Origin of the sequence: Allolucifera butyrica, from assembly GCF_900476375.1 — a bacterium.
Taxonomy (GTDB): domain Bacteria; phylum Bacillota; class Negativicutes; order Sporomusales; family UPPP01; genus Lucifera; species Lucifera butyrica.
This window is the reverse complement of sequence record NZ_UPPP01000094.1, coordinates 184,997-209,696: the sequence shown is the minus strand read 5'-3', so window position 1 is coordinate 209,696 and position 24,700 is coordinate 184,997. Positions and strand designations below refer to the sequence as shown.

At 45.7% G+C, this 24,700-nt stretch carries 22 protein-coding genes and 1 tRNA gene; 5 read left to right on the top strand and 18 right to left on the bottom strand.

Features of this window, described 5'->3' with window-relative positions; all coding sequences use genetic code 11:
* Nucleotides 1-59: 59 nt before the first annotated feature.
* From LUCIF_RS19930 to LUCIF_RS19920, 3 genes are all read right to left on the bottom strand, one after another.
* On the bottom strand, nt 60-1,199 hold the full coding sequence (locus tag LUCIF_RS19930; protein ID WP_122629607.1) for a two-component system sensor histidine kinase NtrB: 1,140 nt from the start codon (nt 1,197-1,199) through the stop codon (nt 60-62).
* A 400-nt stretch (nt 1,200-1,599) separates the two neighbouring features.
* The gene (locus tag LUCIF_RS19925; protein ID WP_122629606.1) at nt 1,600-1,935 is read right to left on the bottom strand and encodes a hypothetical protein; all 336 of its coding nucleotides are present in this window, start codon (nt 1,933-1,935) and stop codon (nt 1,600-1,602) included.
* A gap of 34 nt (nt 1,936-1,969) precedes the next feature.
* A complete protein-coding gene (locus LUCIF_RS19920) occupies nt 1,970-2,449 on the bottom strand; it encodes a hypothetical protein (RefSeq protein WP_122629605.1) in 480 nt (159 codons plus the stop codon).
* A gap of 141 nt (nt 2,450-2,590) precedes the next feature.
* Here LUCIF_RS19920 and LUCIF_RS19915 point away from each other — a divergent pair, with 141 nt between their 5' ends.
* Entirely contained in the window at nt 2,591-2,743 is a 153-nt protein-coding gene (locus LUCIF_RS19915) for a DUF1540 domain-containing protein (protein WP_122629604.1), read from the top strand.
* A 180-nt stretch (nt 2,744-2,923) separates the two neighbouring features.
* On the opposite strand, the gene LUCIF_RS19910 is transcribed toward LUCIF_RS19915, so the two are convergent.
* Nucleotides 2,924-3,010 (bottom strand) — tRNA-Leu (locus LUCIF_RS19910).
* A 174-nt stretch (nt 3,011-3,184) separates the two neighbouring features.
* Between LUCIF_RS19910 and LUCIF_RS19905 the strand changes: the two genes are divergently transcribed.
* Together LUCIF_RS19905 and LUCIF_RS19900 are read left to right on the top strand one after the other, a co-directional pair.
* Entirely contained in the window at nt 3,185-3,907 is a 723-nt protein-coding gene (locus LUCIF_RS19905; protein WP_165866083.1) for a M48 family metallopeptidase, read from the top strand.
* A 29-nt stretch (nt 3,908-3,936) separates the two neighbouring features.
* Nucleotides 3,937-4,665: an SIMPL domain-containing protein gene (locus tag LUCIF_RS19900; RefSeq protein WP_165866082.1), complete on the top strand. Its 729-nt coding sequence runs from the start codon at nt 3,937-3,939 to the stop codon at nt 4,663-4,665.
* Between the two features lie 240 nt (nt 4,666-4,905).
* Here LUCIF_RS19900 and LUCIF_RS19895 read toward each other — a convergent pair whose 3' ends face one another.
* A complete protein-coding gene (locus LUCIF_RS19895; protein ID WP_122629601.1) occupies nt 4,906-5,415 on the bottom strand; it encodes a hypothetical protein in 510 nt (169 codons plus the stop codon).
* A gap of 171 nt (nt 5,416-5,586) precedes the next feature.
* Between LUCIF_RS19895 and LUCIF_RS19890 the strand changes: the two genes are divergently transcribed.
* A complete protein-coding gene (locus LUCIF_RS19890; protein WP_122629600.1) occupies nt 5,587-5,931 on the top strand; it encodes a hypothetical protein in 345 nt (114 codons plus the stop codon).
* A 74-nt stretch (nt 5,932-6,005) separates the two neighbouring features.
* On the opposite strand, the gene LUCIF_RS19885 is transcribed toward LUCIF_RS19890, so the two are convergent.
* Both LUCIF_RS19885 and dat read right to left on the bottom strand, forming a co-directional pair.
* A complete protein-coding gene (locus tag LUCIF_RS19885; RefSeq protein WP_207858125.1) occupies nt 6,006-7,415 on the bottom strand; it encodes an MFS transporter in 1,410 nt (469 codons plus the stop codon).
* A 104-nt stretch (nt 7,416-7,519) separates the two neighbouring features.
* Nucleotides 7,520-8,374, bottom strand: coding sequence for a D-amino-acid transaminase (gene dat / locus LUCIF_RS19880; protein ID WP_122629599.1), 855 nt, complete (start codon nt 8,372-8,374; stop codon nt 7,520-7,522).
* A 243-nt stretch (nt 8,375-8,617) separates the two neighbouring features.
* Here dat and LUCIF_RS19875 point away from each other — a divergent pair, with 243 nt between their 5' ends.
* Nucleotides 8,618-9,760, top strand: coding sequence for an acyltransferase (locus tag LUCIF_RS19875; protein WP_207858123.1), 1,143 nt, complete (start codon nt 8,618-8,620; stop codon nt 9,758-9,760).
* Between the two features lie 70 nt (nt 9,761-9,830).
* Here LUCIF_RS19875 and LUCIF_RS19870 read toward each other — a convergent pair whose 3' ends face one another.
* The 11 genes from LUCIF_RS19870 to trmL form a co-directional block, all read right to left on the bottom strand.
* Nucleotides 9,831-11,216, bottom strand: a complete 1,386-nt coding sequence (locus LUCIF_RS19870) for a hypothetical protein (protein WP_122629597.1) — start codon at nt 11,214-11,216, stop codon at nt 9,831-9,833.
* A 29-nt stretch (nt 11,217-11,245) separates the two neighbouring features.
* A complete protein-coding gene (gene pyk / locus LUCIF_RS19865) occupies nt 11,246-13,000 on the bottom strand; it encodes a pyruvate kinase (RefSeq protein ID WP_207858121.1) in 1,755 nt (584 codons plus the stop codon).
* A gap of 44 nt (nt 13,001-13,044) precedes the next feature.
* Nucleotides 13,045-13,242, bottom strand: a complete 198-nt coding sequence (locus LUCIF_RS19860; protein ID WP_122629595.1) for a hypothetical protein — start codon at nt 13,240-13,242, stop codon at nt 13,045-13,047.
* 325 nt (nt 13,243-13,567) lie between these two features.
* Nucleotides 13,568-16,966: a DNA polymerase III subunit alpha gene (locus LUCIF_RS19855; RefSeq protein WP_122629594.1), complete on the bottom strand. Its 3,399-nt coding sequence runs from the start codon at nt 16,964-16,966 to the stop codon at nt 13,568-13,570.
* Between the two features lie 114 nt (nt 16,967-17,080).
* Nucleotides 17,081-17,377 (bottom strand): hypothetical protein, encoded by a 297-nt coding sequence (locus tag LUCIF_RS19850; RefSeq protein ID WP_122629593.1) that lies wholly within the window; start codon nt 17,375-17,377, stop codon nt 17,081-17,083.
* 158 nt (nt 17,378-17,535) lie between these two features.
* On the bottom strand, nt 17,536-17,943 hold the full coding sequence (locus tag LUCIF_RS19845) for a cell division protein SepF (RefSeq protein ID WP_122629592.1): 408 nt from the start codon (nt 17,941-17,943) through the stop codon (nt 17,536-17,538).
* 176 nt (nt 17,944-18,119) lie between these two features.
* Nucleotides 18,120-19,928, bottom strand: coding sequence for a translational GTPase TypA (gene typA / locus LUCIF_RS19840; RefSeq protein WP_122629591.1), 1,809 nt, complete (start codon nt 19,926-19,928; stop codon nt 18,120-18,122).
* 113 nt (nt 19,929-20,041) lie between these two features.
* On the bottom strand, nt 20,042-21,655 hold the full coding sequence (locus tag LUCIF_RS19835; RefSeq protein ID WP_122629590.1) for an MBL fold metallo-hydrolase RNA specificity domain-containing protein: 1,614 nt from the start codon (nt 21,653-21,655) through the stop codon (nt 20,042-20,044).
* Nucleotides 21,656-22,172: 517 nt separating this feature from the next.
* The gene (gene murB / locus LUCIF_RS19830) at nt 22,173-23,102 is read right to left on the bottom strand and encodes a UDP-N-acetylmuramate dehydrogenase (protein ID WP_243638763.1); all 930 of its coding nucleotides are present in this window, start codon (nt 23,100-23,102) and stop codon (nt 22,173-22,175) included.
* 202 nt (nt 23,103-23,304) lie between these two features.
* Complete coding sequence (locus tag LUCIF_RS19825) at nt 23,305-24,168, bottom strand: TIM barrel protein (protein ID WP_122629588.1); 864 nt, start codon at nt 24,166-24,168, stop codon at nt 23,305-23,307.
* A gap of 5 nt (nt 24,169-24,173) precedes the next feature.
* Nucleotides 24,174-24,632, bottom strand: a complete 459-nt coding sequence (trmL, locus tag LUCIF_RS19820) for a tRNA (uridine(34)/cytosine(34)/5-carboxymethylaminomethyluridine(34)-2'-O)-methyltransferase TrmL (RefSeq protein WP_122629587.1) — start codon at nt 24,630-24,632, stop codon at nt 24,174-24,176.
* Nucleotides 24,633-24,700 lie beyond the last annotated feature (68 nt).

Below are 24,700 nucleotides of genomic sequence, written 5' to 3'. Positions count from 1 at the left end.
AAGGGCATTTAGCATGTATGACAAAAATCCGCCGGCTCTTGGCAGGCGGATTAAACCAGTTATTGAAGATTGAGGATTTGTTGATGTACCAAGGTCAGGTGACGAACCCGGTCGTCTGTAGCCGGTAAATAAATATGTACCTTTGTACCGCGATTATCATCGGAACTGATATTAATAAACCCGCCGTGCTCGGCTACAATTCGGTGGGCAATCGGTAACCCAATCCCCATCCGGTCCAGTTTGGTCGTATAGAAAGGTTCAAAAATCCGTGCCAGTATTTCCGGGGCAACACCGGAACCGGTATCCCGGATCGCGATAACTAACATGTTCAGATCGGCATGAAGCCATGATTTTATACTCAAAGTACCCTCTCCCGGCATGGCTTCGATGGCGTTCTGCATAATATTCATCATAACCTGCTTCATCAAATTCCTGTCCGCATTGATTAGCGGCAGGTTGGAGGCTAGTTGTTTCTCAATAATAATATTATCGCCGTCAAGCTCCTTAAAAGTTAAAAACAATGCTTCTTCCAGGACTTTGTTAATATTAACCCCAGTTTCCTTGGCAATCGGCGGTTTAGCAAATAAAATCAATTCTTTAACAACATTATTAATGTAGGAGACTTCATCCAATAACGTCTCCAGTACATCGCGCCGCACCGTGTATTCATCATCCTCCAGCCGGCCCAGCATCACCTGTAAATACCCGCTGATCGTTGTCAAAGGAGTCCGTACATGATGGGCGACCCCCGCAGCCAGTTCACCAAGGGACATTAGCATTTTCGTGGTTTGAATCTGTTTTATAGCGGCCCGGACCGCCGACACATCCTGCATGACAATGAGAACACCGCCGGTATTGCCGAAAGAATTGGGCAGCCGCAGCGTATCAACATGAATATAAACCATCTGCTCTTTCAATTTAAATTTAATGTTAGCCGAATAAAAATCATCATATTCTGAAATGGAAAACATCTTAAGAAATGGTTCGCCGTAATTTTGAAACACTGCCTTGGCTTTTTTGCCGATCACCTGGGTCCGGTCTATGCCACAGATTTTTTCCGCTTCCCGGTTTAAATTCTTTATATGCATAGAATGGTCTAAATACATAATACCAATTTTGGTTGTTTCAAAAAACTCCCTATAATCATCTTCCCTAGCCAGATACATCACTTTATTATCACATACTTCGGCGGAATACATAATTCGCCACCCCTTTTACTACAAGATTCCAAATTAAGGTGATGACTATTTTCTTGTAAATATTTGTATTTCCTGCCAAAGTAGCCCAATAACTTTTCGTAAAAATACGACATAATGTTTATGCACCGGATACGACTATGTCGAAATGTCAGTCAAATCAAGTGTAATACCTGTTGGAACAAGCTTTTATATCCATCTCACATTCGACATAATACTTAGCATCCGGTGTTCAAAAGACAAAGGCCTGATGTTAAAATCCCTAAATAGTAACTATTTATTTACAATATCATACTTAATTACCATATATTTACATTTATTTTAATCTATCCTTCGCCGCCATATTTCTGATAATAATAATCCGGATTGATTATTTATTGAAAGTGCTGGTAGTAGAATGCCCTTATTTATGCCACTTATGGCGCAAATTTGAACGTCGCGGGCCCCCTCCCCTGTCACTGCCGCCAACTATCATCCAGAGCAGCAGGGCAAGAAACAGAATATTTCCCAGCATGCTGCTTAACACTCCAAGATCAATTAAAATATTTACAGCGGTAATCCCACCTAAAAACAACATGCTTTTTTTCATATCAATATAAGGATACCGCTTTAGCCGCCAATAACAAGCCGCCAAAACAACAAGGTCAATTAAAACCCAGAACATTATGTTAAGAAACCCTTCTTTAAAAATACTGCCAACCATCATAATTACAAATAATTCAAGCCAGATGCGACTCATTTTTTTGTCTCCCTTTCCAAATTTTAAAGCAACCTTAAAAAATGCCGAAAAAACGCCGTTTGGGAACCGATTGAAGCAAACCGGAGGTTAGCGCCAGCATCGTGGCATAATCTTCCGCCTCCAGCGTTACTATCCCTGTTGCCGAAGGACATTGCCACATACACCGGATACGGCCGTCGTTCAACTTAGTCAATTCATAATTTCCTCCCATTTGCTCAATGACAAATTTCACTACTGCATCACGATATTCCTGGCACTCCGACCGGACAACCGTATTATGGCGAAAGCAAATTTTATAGATTGTGCCGTCAATGGCGGCAACAAAGGATTCAGAACATTTCATCCCACAGAGCAGATTATCGGTAATCCAAAAGAATTCTTCTTTTTTATACTGCCGTTTGATGCCGTATGTAGCCATTAATGCATAGGATTCCCGGCCAAATAAGCCTAATTCATCCTGGGAATACTCTTCAATCCTGGAGTTCAGACGATATTGCCCCAATTTCATAATCATTGCCGGCATCCCTCCCTATCAAGCATTTCTATATTATTGCTGTTTTTCCTTTACCAATAACAGTCCGGTGTCTCAATTTCATTTTTTATCTGGTTATAGTTCTTCCTTCTTTGCGGCAAAATAAGTCTGGGAGGTGATCTAATGTCAAAAGTAGTAAAATGTCTGTGTGAAGAATGTCACTATAATAATAACCACGAGTGCCATGCGGACGGTATCGAAGTCCGTTCCAGCGGCGATCTGCAAGTAAAAACGTCTGATGGCACAAGTTGCCATACTTTCAAAGCAAAATCGTAAGAAAATTTGCGAATGCCTCTTCGGAACTATAGCCGGAAATCTTAATAAAAATGACAGGGCCTTTATCATCCTAGGCCCTGTCATTTTTCATGTATTTTCCTGAACTCCTAATTAAGCCATCCTGTTATTAAGAACAAAAAAAACAGAGACTTGCGCTATTTACAAGTCTCTTTACTCTCTTGGTGCCGAAGGCCGGACTCGAACCGGCACGGCCTTGCGACCGTCTGATTTTGAGTCAGGTGCGTCTGCCAATTCCGCCACTTCGGCACATATTAGGTTTTCGTCCGTACCGGACAATAAGTATCTTACCATTAACATAAAACATTGTCAAGCCTCAAAATCAACTAAGTAAAATAATATTTTTGTCTTTTTTACCAGGCAGGAATTTAGGGTGATTAAGGCCAATTTATTTATAATACACCAATGGAAAAGGATTGCTCTATGCCAAAAATATGTATTGCTAACCGGGAAATAACATATTCCCTGATTTATAACCGCAAGCGAAAAACGATTCAAATCAAAGTAATCTCGCCCAATCAACTGTCTATTACCGCACCGGGCAAAATATCCGATCTTTATGTCAAGCAAATACTGCAAACGAAGTCTCAATGGATTTATAAACAAATTACCTATATGGAAAAACTGACTGCCAATCCGGTTAACCAGTCACTGACTCCCGGTTCTGCGCTTCTTTATCTGGGAATACCGCGTATCCTGACAGTTTCTCCGCACATTACCGGCAAAAGCAGTGTCAATCTCACCGGAAACAACCTGGTCGTTACCCTTTCAAATCAAGAGTATGAAACAGTTAGGCTGGAAAAAGTACTAAAAAAGTGGTATCTTCAATCCTCAGCCGCATTACTGCAGGAAAAAACCGGTTACTGGTCTCAAAAACTTGGCGTATCGCCAAAATCGATTTGTCTCAAAGACCAGAAAACCCGTTGGGGCAGTTGTTCGTCCCTGGGGACAATCAATTATAACTGGCGTATTATCATGGCCCCCATGGAAGTAATCGACTATTTAGTCATCCATGAATTATGCCATTTACAAGTGCCCAATCATTCCCGGCAATTTTGGCAGCTAGTGTATCACTTTGCTCCGAATTTTAAGCGATGCCGTGAATGGCTGCGCCACAATGGAACTTTGTTGACCCGGATACTCTAAATTTACTACGGAAAGGAAGAACATCCCTTATGAAACGTCTTAGCGTATTGATTCTCATTCTGATCCTGTTACTGTCTGCCTCCGCTCTGGTTCACGCGCAAAGCGCGGCAATAAATAACACCTCCCCCGTAAGAACCCTTACCGTCCAAGGCAGCAGCCATCTGGAAACCGTCCCGGACGAGGCTTTTATTACCATTGCCGTCATTACCAATGGTAGTTCAGCCAATGCCGCCGCGGCGGAAAACGCCCGGATCACTGCCGCTGTCCAGGACAAAGTTATGTTCCTGAATATTGATAAAAATAATATTCGTACCACTCAGTATATGGTATCGCCGGTTTATAACAACGATGCCGGTAAAACTGACGGCGCTCCCGCCATTATCGGCTATAAAGCAACCAATGCGATTCAGGTCAAAGTGGATGATATGACCTCTATTGGCAAATTAATCGACAGCGCTTTATCGGCCGGTGCCAACCAAGTTACCAATATCCGGTTCAGCAAAAAAGAAGAAGCGGATTTGAAGCAGCAAGCTCTTAAAGCCGCAATTCGTGATGCCAGTCAAAAAGCAAGCGCCATTTCCTCCGCCCTTGGTACTCATTTAGGCAAACCGATAGCGGTAACAGAAGACAATATCTCGCTGCAAAATCCCGGTGATTCCTTGATGTTTAAATCACTGGCGGCTGCTCCGGCAACGCCGGTCATGCCGGGAGAATTACAAATCAACGCTTCTGTCACGGTCGTTTATGAAATCGAATAGTAAGCAAATTCGGCTCATGGCGCAGGGCTCAGGGCGCGGAACCCCCAATGCTTAATTTGAAGAATTTGTAGCCTCTTAAATAAAAAGAAAGACTTCAGAAAAACACAACTATTTTTCTGAAGTCTTTCTTTTTAAACTATTGAAAGTTTAAGTTTTAAAAACAAATAATTTTAGACGGTTTTTCCGCGCTTTGCGCCTCTGCGCCCTGAGCCGAAAGAACGCGCAGCGGGTCTTTCTTATTTACAGGCTCAATTTTAACCGCTGAATCAACAAAATTGCCAGCATCCCGCCCAGAATCCCTGTTACAAGCTGCGGCCAGCTCATGATAAACAGAATTCCCGCTGCCATTTTTGGTGGAATAGCAACCAACGACATAAGCCACCGGAAACTTTCCCATAGGAACAGAGTTTTAACTATAGCAGCAATTCCGGTACCAAGCCACTGCCGCTTTAGTAAATGAAACATTCCCGCATATAGTGTATTTCCGATTGCTATGGGAATGATAAATACCGGCAACGGCAAAAGCTGCTGAAAATAAGCCACTAGCGGCGTTATGCACGCAATCAGCACCGTTTCCCATATCCCCAGAAAATACACACTAACTAAAAGCACCGCGTTTACCAGGCTGCCGATTAAAAATGTGGAGAAAAACACGGGAATCGGCAATATAAAACGCAATGATTGAAACAATAAAGCCAGTGCCGCCAGTAGAGATAATCTAGTCAACTTTTGGCTATCAATCCCTTGCATTAGAGTTCCTCCTCTTCATAGCTTTGTTAAGGTTTAAAAAATCAATTGAATAGGAACAATACAAAAATTAATTTTTTTCTATAAATAAATGATTTATTGGAAAAATCATGTTTATAGTTTTTCCATTTTGAGCATACTTTTAGTAAAATAAATTTGCAAGGAGTGTTACTTATGGATTTTTCCTTTGCTTTGTTTGAACCCAAAAAAGCCCGGACGCTAAAATCAGGCGCCCCAACAGTTGAAATCACTCCCAATGGCCGTATTGTTTTCAACAAAAAAGCAAGCGAACTATTGGCCAATCATACCTTTTGCATGTTGGGCTACGACAGTGAACAAAAGGCTCTGGGAGTACTTCCGGTTAACGAACGCCAACTCAATTCATTTCCCGTTCGTTATGCGGCGAAAGGAGCTTATATTGGCGCCAAGAAATTTTTCAAGCACTTTGATATTTTACCGCCTCAATTAACGGCAAATACGCCATTTCAGTCAAACGGCTTTATTGGCATCCAATTATAAATATCTCTGCCAAATTACCCCGCATATTATTTTAATAGCGGGGTATTCATTTTTTTAGCTATGATTTCAATAAATCAGGGGCGATGACTCATATAGCCTTTCCGGTTCAGGGAAATCAAGGCGGCAATGGCGGCAAAACCTGCACCAACCAAGAGTGCTGCCTGATAAGCCGCTAAAAAGGCACTGGCTTCAGACCCAATGCCTCCCTGTAAAACGGCATGGCGGCGAAATTCAAAAACAGAGATGGCTACAGCAATACCGCTTACCATTCCTACATTTCGCACCAATGCGCTAATACCGCTGGCCAGTCCCAGTTTCGCCGGATGAACGGAACTTAATACACTGTTATTATTGGGCGATTGAAAGAGCCCATTACCCGCTCCCAGGATGGCCTGGCCCAGTGCAACCTGCCACATGGCGGCGAAAGAACCTAAATTGGCCAGATAGACTAATCCTATGGCCATAACCCCCATCCCTGCAGTTGTCAAAAGCATCGGATTTATTTTTTCAGATGCATAGCCGCTTAATGGAGCAACCACTGCCATTACAATCGGAAACATGGTCATTAGTAATCCAATTCGGCTGGGATTTAATGCCAAAATTGTGTGTAAATAAAACGGCAACAGCATCGCATTCGAAAACATTGCCATAAAAGACAAGAGTCCTGACAAATTACCGGCCAAAAAGGGCCAATAACCGAATAGTGACAAATCAATCATTGGGTGTGCCGTTCTTCTTTCATGGTAAATAAACAACGTTAGCATGATGACAGTCAAAACACTGCCAATACCAATTAAAGGGGACTGCCACCCCCATTCCTGCCCATGGCTCAATAGGAACAACAGACTCACCATACCGGTAGCAAACAAAGCGGCACCGGTAAAATCAAAGGTTTCTCCCTGACGCGTTCCTTCAACAGGCAAAAAAATCTGCCCCAATGTATAACCCAAAAGACCGATGGGCAGATTCAAATAAAAAATGGATTGCCAGCCCCAGGCCCCTACCATAAGTCCGCCCAAACCGGGGCCAACCATACTGCCCAAGGCTACTACTGTCCCGATCATTCCCAAAGCGCGGCCCCTTTCCTTGCCGGGAAAGGTCGTACTGACAATGGCCGGTGCATTGGCCATAAGCATGGAAGCTCCAATTGCCTGAATTACCCGGGAACCAATCAACATCCAGATTGTGGAGGACGTGCCGCAGAAGGCTGAACTGCCTGTAAAAATGAGAAACCCCAATGTATATATCTTTTTCCGGCCAAACATATCGCCAGCCCGGCCAAATAGCGGCAACAAACTGGAAATCGTGAGTAAATAGGCCGATACAACCCATTGAACCAAGGGTAGATTGGCTTTAAGACTCCCGGAAATAATCGGCAAAGTCACATTTACGATACTGGCATCCAATGTGGCCATGAAGGTTCCGGTAGCGGTTACGCCGAAAATTAGCCAGCGGTGATGCGGTAGCTGCTGTGCTTGTTCCACTTTTCTTCCTCCTAAATACGACAGCAAAGGAAAATCTCCTGTCTGATGTAAGAAAAGATGGGCAGTTTGAATTGCCCATCTTTAGTTCCAATATAGTACTTTCTTTAAAAACATTCCCGTTCAATTAAGTTCTTATACGCTGCTTGAAGCTGCCGGGTAATTGGTCCAACCGTACCGTCATTGACGGCTTTGCCGTCAATCTTTACGACCGGCATAACCTCTGTAGTTGTTCCGGACAGGAACGCTTCGTCCGCCCCCTGCGCAAATTCCACGGTAAACGGCTTTTCAATAACCGGCAAACCCAGATCCGGCGCAACCTTCTCCAATAGCAAAGTTCGCGTAACTCCTTTCAGAATTAAATTGGTAGCCGGATGAGTCCAGAGTACACCATCCCTTACCAGGAAAAAATTGCTGCTTGTCCCTTCGGTGATCATGCCGTCGCGCACCAAAACGCCTTCAAAACAGTTGGTTTCTTTGGCCCGTTGTTTACCCAAAATATTGCCAAGAAGATTCAACGATTTAATATCACAACGCAGCCAACGTTCATCGGGCAGACAGATTACTTTGACACCGTCCTGCCACATCTGCCGGTTCGCCGTATCGGCCGGCCGCACCGACATGGTCAGCCTGGGCACCGTCGTTGCCGGAAAACTGTGGGTCCTTGGCGCGACACCACGGGTAATTTGCAGATACACCGCCCCTTCTTTAATACCGCTTTCCTGCAACAGAACAGCATGAAATCCGGCCAGTTCCTCATAGGTGTAGGTTACGGGGATCTTTAGCTCCCGTAAGGAACGATACAAACGCTCCATGTGATAGGGTAATGCAAAACATTGTCCATTGTATATTTTAGTGACTTCATAAACTCCATCACCAAATTGGTGCCCCCGGTCTTCCATAGGAACAACATTTTCAGTCAAATCAACCAGTCTGCCATCCACCAGTCCAAGAGGACGCATGAAAAAACCCCCTAATAATAAAAGATTTATTCAATGTATATTCCAGCCGCGATTCTCTCATTCCTGCCGGTAGATTACGGGCAGGAAAAAAACAGGAAAGCGAGAAATATATCTTTCTACACTAACAGGAACTTTTCCCCTTTTGCCAATCCACATTACAAGGGAGACTCTAAAAAAAATGCAACAGAAAAGCATCCTTGCCAAACAAAGCGACACCAAAAAAGAATGGTCCGTCCGGAGTCTATGATGGCCAAGCAACGTATTACAGCAATCGAATATATCCGGGGTATTGCCATGCTCGGGGTAATCGGCATCCATACCGGCGCCTATTCTTTAAGCAATCCGGCAATCAATATTCATTTATTTGCGCTGCTGGAGATTGCCAGCCGTTTTAGTGTTCCTGTTTTTTTCTTTGTGTCGGCCTTTGGTCTATTTTTTAAGCAAAACCTATATTCCGGTTTCAATTATGCCGATTTTCTACGGCGCCGGTTTAAAACAGTCCTCATTCCTTACGTTGTCTGGTCTTATATATATATGCTCCATGCCGCCTGGGTAAGTGGAGATCCCACAGTCTGGTCCCTTGCCGCGACCGGTGAATATCTGTTATTCGGCTTAGCTTCGTACCAATTGTACTTTTTGGTTATCCTGCTTTGGTTCTATTTACTAATGCCGCTTTGGCGTCAAATGATACGAATCATTTTAAACCACCCGGTACGCTATCTAAGTATTATTTTCTTCTGTCAAGTTGCCTTTAATTATTATTCCAGTTATCGGTTGGAAGCAAACTTTACCAACTATTATCTCAATCTGGCGATTCAATACCGTTTAAGTTACTTATTCCTGCATTATCTTTTCATCTTTCTTTTCGGCGGTGTATGCGCTCTTGAATACAATCGCTTTCAAATATTGGTAATACGGTACAAGCGTCCGATCCTCGCCTTTTTTCTCATAGCCCTTTGTGGTATGCTGGCCCATTATTATTATTTGTTGTTCATTGATCACTATAGTCTGGAAGAGGCGGTGAACATCGCTCATCAGCTCAGTCCCATCGGCGTCCTTTATACGCTGGCTGCCGCCCTGTTCTGGTATATGCTGTTCAGTCTCTCCCCTCTTCCGGCGGTCTGTACCGCTGTTCTGCACAGTCTCGGCGAATACTCTTATCCTATTTACCTGGTACACCCGCTCGTTATGTATTACCTGTCCGCCTTTCTCACCCATAACGGCTTTATCATGACCAACACAGTCACCATGATCTTCTATCTTACTGCAGTCGTTTTCAGCCTGGCTTTCGGCATCTGGCTGAAAAAAGCCGGCAACTATCTGCCATGGCTCAGCTTGCTGCTTATAGGCCGGCGCCAGCCGGTAAAATTAAAATCCGAGACATAAGTCCCGGATTTTTCTGTGCCCCATCTTTTTCCAATTGCCGATTTCCCAAAAACCGCACCAGCGGTTTTTCTTAAATCCCCAGTTTTTCCTGTTCCTGTTCGGACAATAATGACGGCCGGCACAATTCGTCATAGACCGGCATTCCTTTTTTAGCCTGGCGCGGACGAACTTTCGACCAATACACCAGCAAAAACCGGCAAAACTTTTTAATGGATTTGGCATGACTGGCGGCCGGTGGATAGGCCAGCCAATAATGAAAAAGTTCCACAATTACATCGCCGGCGGAACTGGTCATGCTGCTGCGGGAAACAAATTCAATAACCGTTAAGCACTCGCGGGTAATAAGATACAAATCATTTTGCCGGGAACGGCCCATGTGTTCCAGACTGGAAAACTTTAATTGGTCTGTAAATAGAATCCGGCCTCGATTGAGTAAGACATAAAATACCGGAAAAGCATCCTTAAGTCCATGCAGCGATATTGCCAGGCGAGCCGTCTGTCCCACGTTGCTTACAGCGAGGTCCCACGGAATCCCCGCTTCAGCCGGGGCACCAAACCGTAAAATCTGGGTGGTCAGCAGGCTTCCCATAGAACTGTCCGGATTCATACAGGCAACTCCCGCTAAATTTTGCCATTCCCTGAGCCAAGCAGACATGGCCGCCTCGCCAAACAGCCCCTGTTCCACTAATCGGGCTATCATATCTTCCATTACATTGAATAGCCGCATATCATCTATTTTTACGATACGGTGCATCCAGCCAACCAAAATATGCAACAGGTCCGACGGCATGCTGCGGGCACAGCCTTTGCCGCTCCATTGTACAAATTGATTGCTGATATCGCGAAAAAAAGGTTCATCCCGCCGCCGTAAAATTAAATAGCCAATAATCCGGAAAGCCCGTAAAGCGGAGTGAACAACACCGGCATTCTCGCACCATTCACCATGGCTCCAAATAAAATAAATATGGTCCAGTGCCTTGGACGCCAGGAAATTACGCCTCTCTTTCAGTGATATAGCCGCAATCAATGTTAAATGTCCTGTTACCTGTGGTACATAATCAAGCGGTACAGTCCGCAAAAGCGGACTGTACGCATCCATAACCATACCGGCAATATCAAACTGCTTCCGGTCCAGAGCCTGCAAAATCAGAGCAGTCAACCGGGTGAGCTCTGTATCCCGCATAAGACCCTCGCCATAGGCCAGCTTAAGCAAATCAACAGTTTTATAGGCGCCCGCAGAATTTTGCCGGTCCATGTAGGCTTGCAGCAAAGCAAACAATTGCTTCAGCAACTCTTTAGTCTGGGTCTTGCTACAGTTCTTTTTCCGGCGTAAAATATGAGACAATTTTGTACTTAGCCGCCGGAGCCGCTTGTCCAAATTGCGGGAACGGTACCAATACAATACGATTATAATCACAAGAATGCCCGTTATGGACACCGGCACAATGAGTGACATAAGCGCCTCCCGGTCGGTAAATAGTAAATCTATCTCGCGTTAATTTCTCCCTGGTAAATCAGTCCTCTTGCCGCATCCACCGTGACAATCGCGCCGTCGGCCAGACGGTCCGTTGCTCCGTCCACCCCGACAATAACGGGCATACCGTAATTGATGCCGACAATTGCAGCGTGTGAGGTAAAACCGCCCTCTTCCGCTATAATGGCCGCTGCCTTGGCAGCATACGCCGCCGTTTCTTCATCGACACTTTCTACAACCAAAATATCTCCCGTTTGGAACTTATTGTGCACATCCTTGATCGAAACGGCAACACATACTTTTCCCGTTACCGCCCGCTGTCCAATGCCGGTACCCCGCATTAAAATATTGCCAACCACATGAACCCGGATCATATTGGTCGTACCGGACATTCCCACGGGAAGACCGGCTGTGATTACAACTAAATCGCCATCTTTCACCAGCCCCGTTGATAAAGCTCCTTCCACGGAATTCGTTACCATATCATCGGAGTTCTTCGACGCCGGTCCCAGAACAGCATGAACTCCCCATAACAACTGCATACGGCGAACGGTTTTTTCTTTGGGAGTAACTGCCACAATAGTTGCCTGAGGACGGTACTTGGAGACCATCCGGGCCGTATAGCCGGACTCAGTGGCCGTAAGAATCGCCGCAGCCGCCAGTTCATGAGCTACCTGGACTGTTGCATGGCTAATTGCGTCGGTGGTCGAACGCTGCGACCGAATACCACGGGAAAGAAGCAGCTCGCCATAGCCTAGAGCCGACTCTGTACGAATCGCAATTTTAGCCATCATTTCCACAGCTTCTACCGGATATTGTCCGGAGGCAGTCTCGCCGCTTAACATAATAACATCCGTGCCGTCCATAATGGCATTGGCGATATCACTTGCTTCCGCTCGGGTAGGACGCGGATTAACCAGCATGGACTCCAGCATTTGCGTTGCCGTAATGACCGGTTTGCCGGCTCTGTTACATTTTTCAATCAACGTCTTCTGGACAAGCGGCACTTCTTCTGTCGGTATTTCCACGCCGAGATCGCCCCGGGCCACCATAACGCCATCGGCAACTTTCAAAATTTCATCAATATTTTTTACTCCCTCGGCATTTTCAATTTTCGCGATAATTTCGATGGATGCATTAGCTTCCTCCAGGATTTTGCGAATCGCCAAAACATCAGCAGCCCGCTGCACAAAAGACGCGGCAATAAAATCCATATCCTGCTCAGCGCCGAATAGAATGTCTTTTTTGTCCTGATCCGACAAAAAGGGCAAATTAACATTTACGCCCGGTGCCGCTACGCGCTTCTGATTACTCATAGCACCGCTGTTCAGCACGGTGGTAATAATGTCCTTACCTTCAACCGCTTCTACCCGCAAGCTCACTAAACCGTCCGACAGCAAAATAATATTGCCTGGAGCCACTTCCTGCGGCAATAATTTGTGATTAATGGATACAATTTCTTTATTTCCTTCAATATCCCTGGCAGTTAAAATAAACTTCTGTCCGGCCTCCAGCATTACTTTACCTTCGGCAAATTTCCCCAGACGCATTTCCGGTCCTTTGGTGTCAAGCATAAGGCCAACCGGTTTGCTCAGTTTAGCGGCAACGGTCCGCACCATTTCGATCCGTTTGTACTGTTCCTCATGGGTTCCATGGGAAAAATTAAACCGGGCCACATTCATGCCGGCCTTTAACATTTTTTCCAAAACTCCTGGTTTCTCTGTACTGGGTCCCATAGTGCAAATAATCTTTGTCTTTTTTACCAAATTGAACACTCCTTTAACAAGGTAATTTGCGATAGTGGCAGCTTCTATTTAACTGCATACTGACAGAGGACAGCATGGGCTTCATTCGCTTCCGATTCCAATACCAATATTTCGTATAATCCATCCGCAAGCGTAGAAACATTGACCGGCCTTGTGTTTGCAAGCACACCTTCGGTGCGCAGCACATTTTTCAGCATCTCGGCCTGGGCGCGATTCGCTGCAATGTATACTACTGTCCACATAACGTTGCCTCCTCTTCGGTTGTTTTCAACGTTTTCCTAACATGCTTTTTTCTCCGTACCAGGCAAGATTCCTGCCGGATTTGGAAATTGCTCACAAATATAAATAATAAGACCATCATCACATATGCCGCCAACAAAAGCCGTTTCTATTCTATCATAAAATAGCCGGCTCAGGCGATATCTTCCGGCATAAAAAAGACAAAAAGCAAAAAATCTCCGCATATTTTTTTAATGCATACAGAGCGGAGAAAAACATACTTATTATGTATGTTCTCAAAAAAATGCAAACATTATGCTTTATCCTGTTTATGGACCGTCTTATCTTTCAACTGACTTTAACCGTTCCTTTACCCAATAACTGTTCAATAGCGGCAATTGCTTCCCGGGAAGAATTCAGCCAGTACTGGCGTTCCGTTTTAATTAGGCGCCGGCTGTCAGCAAGGTGCAAATAAACGACATTTTCCCCTCTGAACCGTGCGAATATTTCTTTCAGTTCGGCAAATATCTGAGCATTTTCCTGATCCTTCCGGATTGTAATTCTCAGTTCACCGCCGGAGTTTGCCAACGGACGAATTTCATCGGCAATAATCTTGCTGCTCTCTTCACTTACATTAAGTCTTCCCGTAACACTTACGGCCGTATCGGGAACCAGCAACCGGTTGCTACGCTCAAAAACACGCGGGAACACAACCACTTCCATACTGTCGGTAAAATCCTCCAGCATCAAAAAGCACATCATATCCCCTTTCTTGGTTGTAAGCCGTTTCGCGCTGGCGATCAATCCCGCCGCCCGGACCTGCGCCCCGTCGGAGTATTCATCGTTTTGCAGTTGTTCAAGAGATTGGTGTGAATTTATAATGTCACGATACTTTTCCAACGGATGACCGGTAACATAAAAACCGGTCATTTCCTTTTCCATGGCTAATAATTCGTCCCGCCCCAATTCCGGTATATCCGGCGGCAGCAATTCATCCACCACCCGGATTTCTTCCTCGCCGAACAATCCCAACTGCCCGCTGGCCATGTCCTTTTGCCGGTTAGCGGCAACATCGACGGCCTGCTCCAGCACATGCAGCATTTGAGACCGCATCCAGCCCAAAGAATCAAAAGCCCCGCATTTGATCAAACTTTCGATCACCCGTTTATTAACAAGCCGCATATCAATGCGGGTGCAAAAATCGACAAGAGAAGTAAATGGTCCCCCTTCACTCCGGGCCTGGATTATACTTTGAATGGCGTTTTCCCCCGCATTCTTCACACCGGCCAGACCAAACCGGATCGCGTTTCCGTCAACACTAAAATTGGCTTTGCTGGCGTTTATGTCGGGCGGCAATGTTTGAATTCCCATACGTCGGCATGTTTCAATATAATATCCTACCTTATCATTGGTCCCCATGATGCTGGAAAGCAACGCGGCCATAAATTCCTGCGGGTAATTAGCCTTCAGGTAAGCCGTCTGATATGCTACCAGGGCATACGCCGCACTGTGCGACTTATTGAAGCCGTAATCGGCAAAATGCGCCATTAAATTAAATATTTCCTCCGCCAGAGCCGCATCGATATTCCGGGCGGCCGCCCCCTGTAAAAAAGAGTCCTTCTGGGCAGCCAAAACTTCATGCTTTTTTTTGCCCATGGCCCGGCGGAGCAAATCAGCCTGTCCCAGCGTAAAACCGGCCATTGCCGAAGCAATCTGCATAACCTGTTCCTGATAAAGAATCACGCCGAACGTATCTTGTAAAATAGGCTCTAAAAGCGGGTGAAGATAGGACGTTTTCTTCTTGCCGTGACGTCCCTCGATGAAATCCGTCACCATCCCGCTTCCCAATGGTCCCGGACGGTACAGGGCCACCAGAGGAATTAAATCCTCAAAATGTTCCGGTTTTAATTCTTTCACCAAATTGGTCATGCCCGCCGACTCCATCTGGAAAACACCGGCCGTATCTCCGTTAGCCAGCATTGTACAGGTCGCTTCATCATCAAAGGGAATCTTATCGATATCCAGCTTAATTCCCCGGTTTTCTTTAATAAACTCCAAAGCATCCCCAATTACCGTCAGGGTCCTTAACCCTAAAAGGTCCATCTTTAAAAGCCCCAGCTCTTCAATCCGGTCCTTATCATATTGGGTTGTTAGAAATCCTTCCGACGAATTTTGCAAGGGAACATGCTGGGTTAATGGATTCTTGGCAATCACCAGACCGGCGGCATGGGTGGATGCATGCCGCGGCAATCCTTCGACGGCCATCGCCAAATCAACCAGTTTGTGAATCTTTTCATCGCTCTCATAAAGTTGACGCAATTCGGCATTGATGCTGAGCGCCCGTTTCAGGGTGATCCCCAGTTCATTGGGAACAAGCTTGGCCACCTTGTCCACTTCGCCATAGGACAGATTGAGAGCACGCCCCACATCCCGAATGGCCGCTTTCGCAGCCATCGTACCAAAGGTAATAATTTGGGCCACCCGGTCCGAACCGTACCGGTCTGATACATAGTCAATCACCTTATTGCGTTTAACGTAACAGAAATCAATATCAATATCAGGCATACTAACCCGTTCCGGATTTAAAAAACGTTCAAACAGCAGCCCATACTTTATCGGATCAAGATTGGTAATTCCTAACAAATAGGAAACAACACTGCCCGCGGCCGAGCCTCTACCGGGACCGACAGGGATCTCATTCTGTCTGGCATAATTGACAAAATCCCAAACGATTAAAAAATAACCGGAATATCCCATCTTGCGGATGACCGCCAATTCATAATCCAGCCGCTCCCGTACTGCTTCCGTTACTTCAGCATACCGTTCCGGAAGACGTTCCTCACATAGCCGGCGAAGATACTCATCCGCGTTAAGTCCTGCCGGAACCGGAAACTCCGGCAGCAATAACGAACCAAATTCAAAGTCGACTTGACACCTTTCGGCAATGCGGCATGTATTCTCAATGGCTTCCGGACAGTGACCAAACAGAGCGGTCATTTCGCCTAGGTCTTTAAGATAAAATTCCTGGGAGGGAAAACGCATTCTTCCGGTATCATCCACGGTTTTTCCCATCTGAATGCACAGCAGAACATCCTGACTTTCAGCATCTTTCTTGTATACATAATGAAGGTCATTGGTTGCGACTACCCCGATATCCAGTTTGCGGGCCAGTTGCATTAAGCCGTCATTCACTATTTTTTGCTCCGGCAAACCATGATCCTGCAGTTCCAGAAAGAAATTTTCCCGGCCAAAAATATCAACATATTCCCGGGCCATCAACTCGGCACCGGCAGCATCCCCTTTTAACAGCAAGGCCGGTATCTCGCCTGCAATACAGGCGCTAAGGCAGATCAAACCCTCATGACATTCTCGCAAAAGCTCTTTGTCCACCCGGGGTTTATAATAAAACCCTTCGGTATAACCACGGGAAACCAGTTCAATCAAGCTTTGATACCCTTTATTATTTTCCGCTAACAACAACAAGTGGTAATAGGCTTCCCCTTCAACGGCACTCTTCTCCCAACGCGACCGGGGCGCTATATAGACCTCGCAGCCGATAATCGGCTTAATCCCCTGTTTTTTAGCTTGCTTATAAAAGTCAATAGCGCCATACATTGCCCCGTGGTCGGTAATGGCTATCGCCGGCATATTCAGTTCCTTGGCCCGGTTGACCAAATCGCCGATACGGCTGGCACCATCTAAAAGACTATACTCTGTATGTACGTGCAAATGAACAAAATTCGGCATATTGATTTCTCCCCAACTTAGGTATTATTTAATTTATTCGGTGCATTCCCTTACATCTCCTTTAAACAGTCCTGTTAACGAAACTCTTTCCACCGGTTAAAAAATTACGTTCTGTTAGCCGTGCATCCTTCTTAGCGGTTTATTTCCCCGTCGCAAATTCTGCAACTCCTTCTCAATCATTAAGCGGGACATATGTACCTGCTTTTGCTTTTCCAGGGTTCCCAGCCTGACTGAATGGGCAGTAAAAACAAGCATCGCCGTAAAGATCCAAAATACTGCTAAAGCGACTCCGGCCTTCGATACCAAAAACTCCGGCAACGCCAGGAAAAAGATTGCCAGCATTGCCGAAAGAGCAATTAAGCTAACCAAAGAGACAAATTTCCCATTTCTTTTTTTATACAGTCTTTTCATTATCGCCGCTCCTCGCTTTGTTAATAAACCGTCTGCCGTCAGACAGTTGATTATTACAGTATATTCATTTTCTTAGGATACTTTCCAAACTCATAAAAAAAGACCCAGCCTTTTCGAAAATTCGAAAAAAGCTGAGTCTTTTTGTCAGACCCGGTTTATTACTCTTTCTTCTTCACATAAGTCGGAACAGCAAACGAATATAATTCTTTGCTGACATCAACATTGGCCGGCGTATAGATCAAAACATTTTCTGAAATTCGTTCCGCCAAACCACCGATTACATAGCATAAACCGGTTAGAAAATCATGAATCCGCTGTTGAATGGCCTCATCTACATGTTCATAGTTTACAACGACACTCGTGCCGGCCCTTAAATAATCGGCCAATACCTTTACATCGTCAAAGGATCCAGGTGTTCCCACAAATACTTTTAATGAACTGGAAACAGGCTGCAATTTCAGGTGAGTTTTTTTCTCCCGGGCAACAGGAACTTCCGTCATAACCGTTTCTGTTTCTTCTACGGGCATTAAAAAATTTGTCAATTTATCAATGAGACCGACCGCCATATGACTCGCCTCCAAGACGTAATATCCCACAACAATACATAAAAACTGATTATTGATTTCTTTTCGACAGATTTTCCAGGGTTCCTGCAATTATTATGCATTTTTTTCTACATCTACTAAAATTGGGTAGAAAGTCCTATATTGCATGGGACAAACGGTCTATTCAGCGCCCGTTCCTAGGCATTTTTTCGTTCCCGGCCCCGTGTCTGCCGGTCAAGAACCATCTTGCGCAACCGCAAACTTTTGGGAGTAACCTCCAGTAATTCATCATCATTAATCCATTCCAGGGCTTGCTCCAGGCTGAAAATGCGCGGCGGCGTCAGGCGAATCGCTTCATCCGAGGCACTGGAACGCATATTGGTTACGTGCTTTTTCTTGCACGGATTAATGTCCATGTCCATTTCCCGGTTGTTTTCTCCTACGATCATCCCCTCATAGACGGCCTGACCGGGAACGACAAACATCGTACCTCGATCCTGCAGACTATGAATTCCATAACCGGTTGTTTCCCCATTCTCAAAGGCTACCAGAGCACCGCGGGTACGTCCGGGAATGTCCCCCTTATGCGGTGCATAACCGTGAAAAACATGGTGCATAATGCCGTTTCCTTTCGTATTGGTGAGAAACTCCGAACGAAACCCGATCAGTCCCCGTGCCGGAATAGTAAATTCCATACGTAAATATCCGGCCAGTTCCGTCATATTGACCAGCTCTGCTTTTCTCGTCCCTAATGATTCCATAACGGCTCCCATAAATTCCTGAGGAACATCAATTGTTAAATACTCCATCGGTTCGCACTGTTTGCCGTTGACTTCCTTAAAAATAACTTTCGGTTTGCCGACCTGAAACTCATATCCTTCCCGCCGCATAGTTTCGATCAAAATGGAAAGATGCAGTTCTCCCCTTCCGGCCACTTCTAATGCGTCGGGGCTGTCGGTTTCATTAACGCGCATACTGACGTTAGTTTCTACTTCTTTAAATAAACGGTCCCGCACATGCCGGGAAGTAACGAATTGACCTTCCCTGCCGGCAAAGGGACTGTTATTGACGCTGAAAACCATCGATAAGGTTGGCTCATCAATATTGATGGCCGGCAAGGCTTCCGGCTTTTCCGGATCGGCTATGGTATCCCCGATATTAACCGAATCGAGACCTGTAACAGCGATAATGTCACCTAAGGCCGCTTCCTTTACTTCGGTCCGTTTCAAGCCCTGATAAGTATATAAACGGCCAATCTTATTCTTTGTTTCTGTATCACCGTTGATTACCGCAACGGTTTGTCCATTATAAATCCGCCCCCGTATTACCCGGCCGATCGCAACCCGGCCAACGTATTCGTCATAGTCCAGGGTGGTAACCATAATTTGCAGCGGACCGTCTATGTCCCCCTGGGGCGCGGGAATATTGGATACCAGGAGTTCAAACAAAGGTCCCAAATCCTGGTTTTCATCTTCCATTTTAAGTTTCGCAATCCCGTCACGGGCTGCCGTATAGACAACAGGAAAATCCAGTTGTTCATCATTGGCATCCAATTCAATAAATAACTCCAGGACTTCATCGAGAACATCATTTACCCGTTGGTCAGGGCGGTCAATCTTATTAATTACCACAATCGGCTTCAATTTTTGGGCCAATGCTTTCCGCAACACATACTTGGTTTGCGGCATAGGCCCTTCAAACGCATCCACCAGCAGCAAAACTCCGTCAACCATGTTGAGCACCCGTTCCACTTCCCCGCCAAAATCGGCATGGCCCGGCGTATCAACAATATTAATTTTAATGTTCTTATACATAAGCGCCGTATTTTTAGCCAGGATGGTAATCCCCCGCTCCCGCTCCAGGTCATTGGAATCCATCACGCGTTCCACAACTTGTTCATTGGCCCGGAATATGCCGCTCTGTTTCAGCATCGCGTCGACCAGTGTTGTTTTTCCATGGTCAACATGGGCGATAATTGCAATATTACGTAAATCTTCCCGCTTCATTAATAATTCCTCCTGCTCAAAAGAAAAAGGATGCGACATAAGCACCCTTCTTAGTGTCATATTTTATTTAATATATTATACTATCCTAAAAATGTCAATCGCAATATCCGCTTTTATCGTAAATTATCTAAGTTTTTTCTCACAAAATCGCGAATTTTATTCAAGCGGCGGATAATTTCCGGAATTTTGCCGGCATCGGCGGCTGCCAGTTGTTCAACGTATTGCTTGTAGTCGCCGTATTCACTTTCCATACTGTCAAAGAATTCATGCAGCAGCAGCAAAGAAGACGTATCAACCGGTTTAATGCCGGAAGGTTCTGCCTTCCAGGTACGTCCGGTAATGACCGCGGCATCACCATAAGCAGGAATATAAGCGGAAAAACCCAGCCGTTCCCGGACCAATTCCGCAAACGGCTCAGACATAGCATGTTCCCCATGAACAATAAAGACATTGGCCGGTTTGGCCTTGAAGTGAGCAAGCCAGTCGAGCAACTGATTCTGGTCCGCATGGGCTGAAAAGCCGTCTATATTGTGTATCGCTGCTTTTACACTAATGCTCTCACCCATTATCTTGACTTTCTTGACTCCTTCCAGGAGCCTGCGTCCTAAGCTGCCTTCCGCCTGATAACCCACCAAAACCACGCTGGATTCAGGACGCCATAGATTATGTTTCAAATGATGCAGAATTCTGCCGGCATCCGCCATACCGCTCGCTGAAATTATAATGGCCGGCCGGTCGAGAGAATTCAGCGCTTTGGATTCCTCCGCTGTTTTTGTTATGACCAGATGCGGCAGTTTCAACGGGTCTTCATGGTCTTTATAAAGCATATCATGGGCTTCTTTATCATATTCCTGCGAATTGTGCATAAAAATTTCCGTTGCCGAAATGGCCAGCGGACTATCCAGTACTACCGTAACATCCGGAATTTTACCGTCTTTCATGAGCTGGTGCAAATAATATAACAGTGCCTGTGTCCTGCCGACGGCAAAGGCAGGAATAATCACATTGCCGCCCTGACGGATTGTCTCATTTACGATTCCCGCCAGTTTCTCCACCTTGTCATAATGTTCATGGGTACGGTTACCATAGGTGGATTCCGTAAGGATATAATCGGCATCATCAATATAAGTGGGATCTTTTAATATCGGCTGATCCGGCTGGCCCAAATCGCCGGAAAAAACCAGCTTAACCGTCTTATCCTCTTCCGTTGCCCAAACCTCAACCATCGAAGATCCAAGAATATGGCCGGCATCCTGAAAACGAATTTTAATTTGCGGCGATAATTGGAGCTCCGTATTATATAGGGCCGGAGAAAAATGCTGCAGGCACGCATAGGCATCATCCACCGTATACAATGGCTCTACGAATTTTCGACCAGCCCGCTTCCCTTTACGATTTTCAATTTCGGCGTCAAATTCCTGTATATGAGCACTATCCGGCAACATAATACTACACAATTCCGCAGTCACCTTTGTCGCATAAATACGCCCTTTGTAACCGGACTTACAAAGCAGGGGCAGCAATCCGCTATGGTCAATATGGGCATGTGTCAGAATGACCGCATCCAGAGCAGTCGGATCATAGTGAAACGGACGGCGATTCAAAGCAGTAATAGCTTTTGAACCTTGAAACATACCACAATCCACCAAAATTTTCTGTTCACCGACTTCCAGGAGATAAGATGACCCCGTAACCATTCCGGCCGCACCTAGAAATGTTAATCGCACGACAAAATTCGCTCCTTTGCAACAGTTTGGTTTAGCATATGACAACTTCCTTACTATTGTACCATTCCACACTCCCCTTTGTTTTACCTTCTTAAAAGAAAAACCGCTACGCGGTCTTTCGACTCACGCCGCAGGGCTCAGGGCGCGGGGAAACCATCTGGAAAATCATTTTGGGCAGCAATCCAGGCAGAAGGATCGTCTTGTCATAAGCGGAGGTTATCCCACATTTCGCACCCTGAACTTATGGCGACAATATTTCTCCCCATCCGTAGCCACAAAGTAAACAATGACCTTATATTTTGCTTAAATTCACTAAGTTTATCTTTTCTCAGGAGATTTATTGTCGAGTGAAAGATGACTGCGAAAAGTGGGTTTAGTGGTAACAGCGGAGCGTTGATAAGGCGATTCTTCTGCCGTTAACGGCTATCACTCGACTTAAAGTCCCTTACATTCCAGTAAGAATAAAAAAAGAGATGGTCTAAAAGCATTAATACTTTTAGACCATCTCTTCTCTATATTATGCTTCGCCGATAATACGCACTTCCGGCTGAAGCAAAACACCGAATTGATCATTCACCCGGTGTTGAATTTCTTTAATCAGAGCCAGCACGTCCTGCGCCGTCGCTCCTCCCGCATTTACTACAAATCCGGCGTGTTTCAAAGATACCTGGGCCCCGCCGATTTGCAATCCTTTCAGACCGGCCTGCTCGATAAGCGTTCCGGCAAAATATCCGGGCGGCCGCTTAAAAGTGCTGCCGGCACTTGGCATTTCAATGGGCTGCTTAGTCTGGCGTTTTGCTGTATATTCCCCCATTTTACAGTGAATATCCTGATGAATGCCATCACACAATGCCAATTCCACTTCACAAATCGTACAATCATTATCTTGGAAGATACTATGCCGGTAACCAAAGTCAATTTCCGCATAGGTAAATCGCTTTATACTACCGTCGGGACAAACACCGGTCACAGCATCAACCACCTGACTAATTTCCCCTTCATAAGCGCCCGCATTCATAAATACGGCTCCGCCGATACTACCGGGAATTCCAATGGCAAATTCCAGGCCGGAAAGATGGTGCTGGGCGGCATAACTGGAAACATCGCTTAATAAGGCACCGGCTCCGGCAATTACCTTTGTACCATTACCATTATGCCGGATATAACCCATTTCATTGCCAAATTTGATAACCATTCCCCGTATGCCGTGGTCCAAAACCAGCACATTGGAGCCATTGCCCAATACGGTGACAGCAATCCCGTGTTGCCTGGCAAGGTCCAGGGCGGCGGCAACCTCATGAATCGAATTGGGAAAAACGAGAAAATCCGCCGGTCCGCCGATTTGGAAGGTCGTATGCAGCGTCATAGGTTCCTGAAACCGGATGCGGCCGGGTGGAATGACCGACAATAATGCAATTTTTAATTTTTCGTACAAATCACTTTTCACCAAAAAAATCCAGTCCTTCGGCGACTGATTCGCCAGTAATTTTGTATAAATCAGCCATGACTCCTAGAGTCACTGTCTTTACAGTTCTCTCCATACTGTTCCCCTTTTCATACAAATATTATTATGCGGCAATCTCCTTTAATAATACACTTCCCTTTTCCAGCGCAAAGTTCCTTCCGGCCTGGTAAATTCCTTATACCACTTATCTTTCTTCCAGGCGCGAGAGGTAATATGTCTGCATAACCGCAGCGTCTTCGGCCTGGGTACCGGCTGATTCACAAATGACCCGGGGTGTATAATGCTTCGCCGCAATCAGTTGCAGCAACGCTTCATGGGGTGGCCCAAAAGGATCTTTAAATGTCCAATGTCTCTTCTCGCCGGCTTTGGTAAATTCGATCTTACTAAAATGAATGTGAACATTAGCGGCAACGGCAGTCCCCAATTGTTCCTCAACCTGATTAAACACGGTTTCATATTCCTCAAATGTGGTATACCGGCCACCGGAAACAGCATGTAAATGTCCAAAATCCAGTGCGGGAATCACCCGGGAGGATAATGAGCACAAAGAGAGTACCTCCGGCAGCGTTCCCAGTTGGTTTTGCTTTCCCATTGTTTCCGGTGCCAGATAAACTCCCGTCAAGCTCCGCCGCTCGGCTTCCTCCAGAATACGGGCAAACCGTTCTCTGACCCGTTGCATCGCATTGGCACGTTCCAGCTTGCCCGGTCCGCCAATATGAAAAACAATGCGGTCAGCCCCCATCCAGCGGGCGGCTTCCAGCGATTTGAGAAAATGATTGGTTGTGTTCGCCGCTATTAACTCATCCTCCGTAGCCAAACTGATATAATAGGGCGCATGAATACTTAGCTTCACATCATATTCGGCCGCCTTTTCCCCCAACATTCTTGCCGTCTCCTCACCAATGTGGACGCCTCGGCTGCATTGGTACTCATAGGCTCCTAACTTCTGACCGGCCAGCCAGGCCGGCATGTGAACCGACGCTTTAAATCCCGCATTATAAAAGGCATCCGGATTTCCCGCCGGACCAAACAGTGCTACTGTACTCATTCGAATCACCACAAATTCTTAAAATTTTGCTGCCGTAAGGCCTCATAAACCACAATGGCTACCGCGTTGGACAAATTTAAGGAACGGGCCTCATTTTCCATGGGAATACGTACGCAATGCTCCCGGTTGGCTGCCAGTAAGTCCGCCGGCAAACCGGCCGTTTCCTTGCCAAAAACCAGAAAGTCATCTTCCCTATAATTCATTTGTGTATAACTCCGGCTTGCTTTCGTCGTATTAAAATAAAAGGAACAAGCCGGATACTTTTGTTGAATCTCCGCAAAACTGTCATGTAAATGGACCTTAACTAAATGCCAGTAATCCAGTCCGGCCCGTTTTAAATATTTATCTTCCACGGAAAATCCCAGCGGCTTGACCAAATGCAAATCACAGCCGGTCGCAGCGCATAACCGGGCGATATTACCGGTATTACCCGGAATTTCCGGTTCCACCAGAACAATATGCAATGTAAAAACCTCCTATCCTATAGCATTCACCGGAAGAAAACCTGAAATGCAGATAGATTAAAAATTAG

Bases quoted from the DNA above. Each gene is read 5' to 3' on its own strand.
- LUCIF_RS19915 (WP_122629604.1), top strand. From the start codon at position 2,591: ATGTCAAAAGTAGTAAAATGTCTGTGTGAAGAATGTCACTATAATAAT.
- LUCIF_RS19855 (WP_122629594.1), bottom strand. From the start codon at position 16,966: ATGCCGAATTTTGTTCATTTGCACGTACATACAGAGTATAGTCTTTTA.
- LUCIF_RS19890 (WP_122629600.1), top strand. From the start codon at position 5,587: ATGGATTTTTCCTTTGCTTTGTTTGAACCCAAAAAAGCCCGGACGCTA.
- LUCIF_RS19845 (WP_122629592.1), bottom strand. From the start codon at position 17,943: ATGGCGGTCGGTCTCATTGATAAATTGACAAATTTTTTAATGCCCGTA.
- LUCIF_RS19920 (WP_122629605.1), bottom strand. From the start codon at position 2,449: ATGATTATGAAATTGGGGCAATATCGTCTGAACTCCAGGATTGAAGAG.
- LUCIF_RS19925 (WP_122629606.1), bottom strand. From the start codon at position 1,935: ATGAGTCGCATCTGGCTTGAATTATTTGTAATTATGATGGTTGGCAGT.
- LUCIF_RS19930 (WP_122629607.1), bottom strand. From the start codon at position 1,199: ATGTATTCCGCCGAAGTATGTGATAATAAAGTGATGTATCTGGCTAGG.
- LUCIF_RS19850 (WP_122629593.1), bottom strand. From the start codon at position 17,377: ATGAAAAGACTGTATAAAAAAAGAAATGGGAAATTTGTCTCTTTGGTT.
- typA (WP_122629591.1), bottom strand. From the start codon at position 19,928: ATGAAGCGGGAAGATTTACGTAATATTGCAATTATCGCCCATGTTGAC.
- dat (WP_122629599.1), bottom strand. From the start codon at position 8,374: ATGCGTCCTCTTGGACTGGTGGATGGCAGACTGGTTGATTTGACTGAA.
- LUCIF_RS19825 (WP_122629588.1), bottom strand. From the start codon at position 24,168: ATGAGTACAGTAGCACTGTTTGGTCCGGCGGGAAATCCGGATGCCTTT.
- LUCIF_RS19895 (WP_122629601.1), bottom strand. From the start codon at position 5,415: ATGCAAGGGATTGATAGCCAAAAGTTGACTAGATTATCTCTACTGGCG.
- LUCIF_RS19870 (WP_122629597.1), bottom strand. From the start codon at position 11,216: ATGTCACTCATTGTGCCGGTGTCCATAACGGGCATTCTTGTGATTATA.
- LUCIF_RS19905 (WP_165866083.1), top strand. From the start codon at position 3,185: ATGCCAAAAATATGTATTGCTAACCGGGAAATAACATATTCCCTGATT.
- LUCIF_RS19860 (WP_122629595.1), bottom strand. From the start codon at position 13,242: ATGTGGACAGTAGTATACATTGCAGCGAATCGCGCCCAGGCCGAGATG.
- LUCIF_RS19875 (WP_207858123.1), top strand. From the start codon at position 8,618: ATGATGGCCAAGCAACGTATTACAGCAATCGAATATATCCGGGGTATT.
- LUCIF_RS19900 (WP_165866082.1), top strand. From the start codon at position 3,937: ATGAAACGTCTTAGCGTATTGATTCTCATTCTGATCCTGTTACTGTCT.